Source organism: Candidatus Gorgyraea atricola (assembly GCA_030765235.1).
In the GTDB taxonomy this organism is placed as follows: domain Bacteria; phylum Omnitrophota; class Gorgyraeia; order Gorgyraeales; family Gorgyraeaceae; genus Gorgyraea; species Gorgyraea atricola.
In genome coordinates, this window is record JAVCCW010000003.1 from 1 (window position 1) to 6,571 (window position 6,571).

8 protein-coding genes and 1 riboswitch are annotated in these 6,571 nt (G+C 42.0%); of the genes, 4 read left to right on the forward strand and 4 right to left on the reverse strand.

Annotation, left to right across the window (positions count from 1 at the left end):
• On the reverse strand, positions 1-243 hold a 243-nt coding region (locus P9L93_00775), incomplete at its 3' end, for a prepilin-type N-terminal cleavage/methylation domain-containing protein (protein ID MDP8229618.1).
• Between the two features lie 64 nt (positions 244-307).
• Entirely contained in the window at positions 308-754 is a 447-nt protein-coding gene (locus P9L93_00780; GenBank protein ID MDP8229619.1) for a type II secretion system protein, read from the reverse strand.
• A gap of 158 nt (positions 755-912) precedes the next feature.
• Positions 913-995, forward strand: a riboswitch (cyclic di-GMP riboswitch).
• Positions 996-1,081: 86 nt separating this feature from the next.
• Here P9L93_00780 and P9L93_00785 point away from each other — a divergent pair.
• Positions 1,082-1,582, forward strand: coding sequence for a hypothetical protein (locus P9L93_00785; protein ID MDP8229620.1), 501 nt, complete (start codon positions 1,082-1,084; stop codon positions 1,580-1,582).
• A 109-nt stretch (positions 1,583-1,691) separates the two neighbouring features.
• On the opposite strand, the gene P9L93_00790 is transcribed toward P9L93_00785, so the two are convergent.
• Positions 1,692-2,717, reverse strand: coding sequence for a PDDEXK nuclease domain-containing protein (locus P9L93_00790; GenBank protein ID MDP8229621.1), 1,026 nt, complete (start codon positions 2,715-2,717; stop codon positions 1,692-1,694).
• 66 nt (positions 2,718-2,783) lie between these two features.
• Positions 2,784-3,014 (reverse strand): GIY-YIG nuclease family protein, encoded by a 231-nt coding sequence (locus tag P9L93_00795; protein MDP8229622.1) that lies wholly within the window; start codon positions 3,012-3,014, stop codon positions 2,784-2,786.
• 384 nt (positions 3,015-3,398) lie between these two features.
• Between P9L93_00795 and P9L93_00800 the strand changes: the two genes are divergently transcribed.
• From P9L93_00800 to P9L93_00810, 3 genes are all read left to right on the forward strand, one after another.
• Positions 3,399-4,223 (forward strand): HD domain-containing phosphohydrolase, encoded by an 825-nt coding sequence (locus tag P9L93_00800; protein ID MDP8229623.1) that lies wholly within the window; start codon positions 3,399-3,401, stop codon positions 4,221-4,223.
• 509 nt (positions 4,224-4,732) lie between these two features.
• Complete coding sequence (locus tag P9L93_00805; protein ID MDP8229624.1) at positions 4,733-5,671, forward strand: C39 family peptidase; 939 nt, start codon at positions 4,733-4,735, stop codon at positions 5,669-5,671.
• 218 nt (positions 5,672-5,889) lie between these two features.
• A partial coding sequence (locus P9L93_00810) for a fibronectin type III domain-containing protein (protein ID MDP8229625.1) occupies positions 5,890-6,571 on the forward strand: 682 nt, incomplete at its 3' end.

Genomic DNA, 6,571 nt, shown 5'->3' on the forward strand with positions numbered 1-6,571 from the left:
ATCAGGGTTAAAGCTAGTGGCATCGTAGTTGGCAAATACAGTGTCAAAGTTTGAATTTCGGATCTCTTCCATTTTGTCCTGACAGGATGTTAGCGCAATAGTAAGGCTCCTGGCATCTTCATTGAGCGCTATAAATTTTGCAAAGATCGCCAATATGCCTGTAATGGCAACTACCAGAATAGCGACTGCCATGACCAGTTCAAGTAATGTAAAACCAGATTTTTGCCTTAGCTTGATTAACATAGTCTAAACCAAACAGGAGTCCTTTTTGAGGACTCCTGTTTGACCTTTACGCTTTATGCGCGCCTTATTCTATCGGTGCACCTGCTGCATTGTTCAGCCTTATTACACCAGTCTCGTTCACAAAGAAGATACGAGTACCTGTGGTGCCGCTTACTCCAGGACTGGATGTGCAGGTAAACTGGTTATTGTTTACCATGGCATAGGTATGAAAATAACCTTGCCTTGCAGTCCCAGCTGCAGTAGCGCCTGCTAGACTAGCATCTATGTATGGAGGTACTGCTCCACTTAGTGCTGCCAGGTTTGCAGGATATGCTGGTGGTGTCTGTGCTGAACGAAAGCTCTCACAAGCTGTTGAGATGGTCCTCAGAGCTGCGATAGCTGCTGCCTCGTTAGCATTGTGGCGTGCCCGTAGTAAGTTCGGTATTGCGATTGCTGCTAGTAAAGATATGATTGCGACTACTATCATAATTTCTACGAGCGTAAAGCCATGCCTACTTTTTAGTCTTAACATTTTTCACCCCCTTTCTATATGTATAAAGGTATGTATTAAGCCCTCTACCATAAGTCTACCATATTTCTGGCTATATTCAACCTAGGCTACCCATCTTCATGAAAATTTCACATTTAAAAGTTTGTAATTTTATCGACCTTGTGCTATACTTTAAATGTAATCGAAAAAGGCACACCGTCTGAGAGGATGGGTCGCAAAGCCACAGGTCCCGAGCTAGTAGAGGGACAGCTGGGTTGCCGGTTAACGAAGATTAAGTTCTTCATGAGACCCCATGCTTAAAGATGGGGTATTTTTGTGCCTAACCCATTGAAATGAAAGGAGTTAGCCATGAAGAGCTTAATTAGGATAACCATAGTAATAGTAGGTGTTATCTTCCTATCGCATTATGCATACCCAGCCCAGAGCCAGAGACTTTCAGATGCAGAATTAGACCAGATCATAGCAGGTAAGCCAGGTCCGCAAGGCCTCGTAGAGATGGTGGAAAACATGACTGACGGTCTTACCAGCGGGCTCATGGGCCTGGTAGATATAGGTACCCTGGCCAATATCAATGAGGTAGATTCAGCCACCCTCGTCCAGAGCAATATGAATGTATGCACAGGCGACATGTGCAAGGCAATACCGCCAAATCTAAACGAGGCTACTGTGATAAACGAAATGGGCACTACAGCCAATACCCTTAATCTATCTGGTAATAGCCAGAGCGAGCTCATTGCGCTTGCCAATATCAATGCTGTAAACAGCGCCACAGTAGTGCAGTCCAATTTCAATGTCAACGTAGAATCCGCCACCAACACCAACACTGCCACAGTCATCAATTCCCGATAACTTTACTTTTCTTTGTTACAGGGCAGGTTTAAACCTGCCCTGTAACTTTACACTCTGACATTGTAAGAGTGTAAAGTTAGGCTTTGCGAAGGTACATTTATACTCTAATTTACTTCTCAGGAAACGGCAGAGAATGCAATTTTCTTTCAAGGAGTTTTTTATCAATTATTTTTGTCATATAAGAGGCTACTTTTATGGGTGAAAGAGTTTTATTTATAGCCATGCGTACTATTTCTTCATTTTTTGATTTACAGAGAATCAAACCTATTGATGGATTTTCTTCTTCTGATTTCACTTTTTCATCAAGCGCAGTTAGATAAAACTGCATCTTGCCTATATATTCGGGTTTAAAATCTCCAATTTTCAATTCTACTGCGACAAAACATCTCAAAGTCCGATGATAAAATAATAGATCTATTTTATAATATTCATTGCCGACAGTTATTACATATTCTTCTCCTGCTAATGTAAGATATTTGCCAAATTCAAGGAAGAACTGCCGTAAGTTTGTTACAATAGCTTTACGCAGATCCTTTTCTGAAAAATCGTCTTTTAATCCGAGAAAGTCAAATATGTAGTCATCTTTAAAATGTGCGAGTACGGTCTTTTCTTCAGTGTGCAGCACTAATTTATCCGTTCTTCTCGAAAGCATAAAGCGTTCAAATAAAGAAGACCCAATCTGCCTCTCTAATTCGCGACGGCTCCATCTTTCATTTATACATGTCTTAAGATAAAACTCTTTCTCTTCTATGGTTTGCGCCTTATGTAAAATTAATAAGTTATGCGACCAAGGCAATTCTGCAACCAGCGGTTGCAGTTTTTGCTTATCTTCATAAGTCTCATATAATTTTTTCATTTCCCATAAATTTCTAGTGGAAAATCCCTTCATATCAGGAAACTCTTCCTGTAGATCTTTTGCCAGCGTTTCTACAATACCTTCGCCCCACTTGGAAACCTCTACTTTCTCATAGATGCCTTTTCCAATACTAAGATACAACTCTACTAACTGCCTGTTGATGGTCCTATAGGCCTTTTGCCTTGCAGAGATGATCTCTTTTTTTAACCTGCCAAGGAATGCCCTGTATTCTTTCTTTTTCATCATATTCTTCATAGCTGTCACCTCAAATGAGGCCATAAGTTACGTCAATCTTTGATTGACGTAACTTATTTGGCCGAATTTGACCCCACACCCAGCAATGTATTATTTTAATGACTCCTTCAATCTAGACTTAAGAGCAGTTAACGCCTGTGCATACTGCTTTAGCCGAATTTCTCTATTACGCGCATCTCCTGATGATTTATAGGCCTCGTAATAAACAAGCTCGTAGGCCTGCTTGCTATTATGTTCTTTAATGCGCTGAGTAAGATCACTCGTATAGCCATAATAGAGCTCTCCTGTCTTCCCAGATCTTATAATATATACATAATACATTGCTGGGTGTGGGGTTAGTTCGGGCATATGGTTTACGTCGGCCTTCGGCCTCCGTAAACCATGCCCTCACTAATATAGACACATCTCGCCCCCATTTTATTGCACCCCGTTAGAAAAAATCTCAGATTTTTTGGGTAGATTTAAATTAGAGAAGGAATTAGACCTTACGTAGATGAGAAGGGAGGAGCACACTTTGTGTGTGTCACGAAAGTGTGAAGTTAGGGACTTTCCTGTAACTTTACACTTTGACATTGCAAGAGTGTAAAGTTAGATTGAAGTTTCCGAAAAAAATTCCTTGACAGATACAGCGAAAAGAGTATATAATCGTTTCAACGTTAATTATTATTTATTGTTTTTTTACATTTTTATACAATTCCTTATATTGTGAACAACAATAATAAAAACAATATCGCCCCACTGTACAAAAAGTCGATCCTGACCACAAAAGAAGCTGCCAAGCTTTTGAAGGTCGGCGTTCAAACCATAAAAAATTACATCTACAGCGGAAAGATAAAGTCATTTAAGACACCTGGCGGCCACCACCGCATACTTCGTTCTGATCTGCCTCACCAGTTAGAAACTACATTCCTGGAAGAACTTAAAAACAGTACAGAGGAATACATGAAGGTCAATGGCAACAGTAAAGTGACTGACACTCATGAGACATACCTTGTTATTATCAAGGCATTGTCAAAGGCAATGGCAATGAGAGAGGCGCCTGAGGTAGGCCATGCAGACTTTGCAGTGGCTTATTCTCTGAAGATGGCTGAGGAGCTCAAATTATCTAACGAGGAAAAAAAGACATTGGAGCTGGCATCACTCTTGCGTGACCTTGGAAAGGTCGGAGTGAGCGAGCAGATATTAGGAAAGCCAGGAAAGCTCACTGAGCAGGAATACATGGTTGTAAAGGAACACCCTAAGATCGCTGAAAGGATCGTGAGAGATATAAAATTTTTAGAAAATACAAAACCTCTTATACGGCATCACCATGAAAGTTTTAATGGCACTGGTTATCCTGATGGACTGGCTGGAGAAAACATTCCGCTGGGCGCGCGGATACTTGCTATTGCAGGCGTATTCCAGGCGCTTGTCTCTGACAGGCCTTATAGAAAGGCATATTCAAAAGAGGATGCGATAAATATAATAAAGGAGCATTCAGGCACGCAGTTTGACCCTACGTTAGTAGGTCATTTTCTTAAGATAGCGTAATTTTTTTAGCCTAACAGCGTCTAAAACCGCCAACACTGTTAAAAAGCGACAAATCCGTGCAATTAAGTAGAACGTATAATACATATAAAGCCCGAGAAAAAACATTAAAAAAATAGTTGACAACAATCCTGGGTAGTGCTAATATCATACATATCCAATTTAATATTGCACCTACCAAGATTTAAAAGGGTTTAGATCAAAAAATTATGACATTGATAAAAATGGTGTTTCAAAGAAAAAGTTTAAGAGTGTCTATAGAGGCTGAAGATTCCCCTCAGGGAATTTTCAGCCTTTTTTCTTTATTAGGAACAGAAAACGTTTACAACTAGAGAGGGAGTAACTGAAGTTAACTCAGGCAGTTTTAACAACGTAGTACCTTTATTATAAGTAGTTCTCGGCTTCGCTCGAACAATATTGGCAAGTAATATTCTTCGAGCGAAGTCGAGAAGAACCCCAATATCCGGCCTAAAATGGGAGAGAGGCCTGAACATAGATAGGAAGTAAAACGGATGAAACATTTAGGTACAGGCGTACCTAAAAAACAAGGAGGAAGAAACATGCGGAAATTAGTATGTATTATCGCAGCTTTAAGCATTGTTTTTTCAGGAACTGTTTCTCCGGTATTAGCAGCTGAGGTCCTTACAGACAAGGGCTTAGACTCTATTGTCGCGGGTAATGTGGAAGTCAATACCCTGACAGTAGATGAACAGGCCCAGAGGTTTTTTAAGGGCTTAAGCAACGCGAATACCGTGGATTCAGCAAATGCAGTACAGTCAAACGTTACTGTAGCAGCTGGCGTACTGACTGGAAGCGCAAACGTCGCTGATGTAAAGAATATCGATGGTCCTACGAGCGGCACTGATTCAAGGACAACAAGCAACACGTTGCTCTTGGATGATCAGGCGCAGAGCCTTGATTATTCATGCGGGCCGGCAGCTTTGGCAACTCTCTTAAGTTACTACTTTGGTGACAAGATCACTGAAGTGGACATACTCGAGGTGCTCTTGACGACCTGTGATATTGATAAGGTAAAAGCAAAGCAGGGGTTTTCACTCCTGGACCTGAAGAGGTTTGCACAGGCACGCGGCTATAAGGTCGTGGGCTATAAGATGGATCTGGAGTTTCTCGTGGAGCTGGACAAGCCAGTCCTGATCCCTGTAAGTATAAAGGATTACTCCCATTTCGTTATATTTAGGGGATTAAAGGGCAACAGGGTGTTTATCGCAGACCCTGTGTTAGGCAATATGACCATGCGCTACGAGAAGTTCGAGAAGATCTGGGAAGGCGGAATAGGCCTGGTCTTGAATAAAGAGGGCGAGGAAGCTTTAGAACACTCGCCGCTACGGATCAATGGCGAAGAAGGCGGAGTATTTGCTGATTCCACATCTGTCCAGAGACTATTCGGGGTAAATTCGCTGGGTAGGCTATTTGCGGACGGGGATTTTTAAGTGAATTCTGTCATTCCCGTGAAAACGGGAATCCAGAAACTCGACTGCATCTTATAGATTCCCGCTTTCGCGGGAATGACAAGAAGGATGCGGGAATGACAAGAGAAATGCGGGAATGACAAGAAGGATGCGAGAAATGTGATTTGTGGATTCCCGCTTACGCGGGGATGACAAAAGTTATTGACACAGCCATATTATATATGGTATAAGGTATACCTATGTTATTTACAAAAGCCATGAGACTTGTAATGGCGTTTTTTATTCTATGGGCAGGTTTGTTTATCTCCACGCCTACCTCTATGGGCGCAAGCCTTGATGAGGAGAGGGAGGTAAGCGGAGTAGCTACAGGCTATTACTCTGCCAGGATCACCTGGACCACAGATGAGCCAAGCACCTCTCATGTAGACTATGGCAAGACAGGGTTTGTGTATGAAAGCACAAGCCCAGAAGATACGAATCTGGTAACCCGCCATGAAATAATATTGACCAATCTTGAACCATCCACACTATATCATTACAGGATAAGAAGTAAGGACATGTTCGGTAATGAAGGTGTAAGCCAGGAATTCACATTTAAGACCATGGATCTGGGTGTTGCTGATAATACAGCTCCCAGAATATCTAATATAAAGGTAGCCTCTGTTATAGGCATAAAAGAGCCTACCTATATATCAGATGATGAGGCAGCTACTATTATAGGTGCAGGCCCAGCAGCGCCTGGAGGCAATTTCCCAGGCGGCAAGGTGATTGCAGTAGCAAAGGCAGAGCCAGAGGCAAAGGCAGAGCCAAGGCATGTACAGGAAGAAGGACCTAAGCCTACATCCACAGGCATGACTCATTCCGCAGGCAGTACAGGCCAGCTGACAAAGCATGAAGCGCCAGTAGAAAAGACCCTTGTGC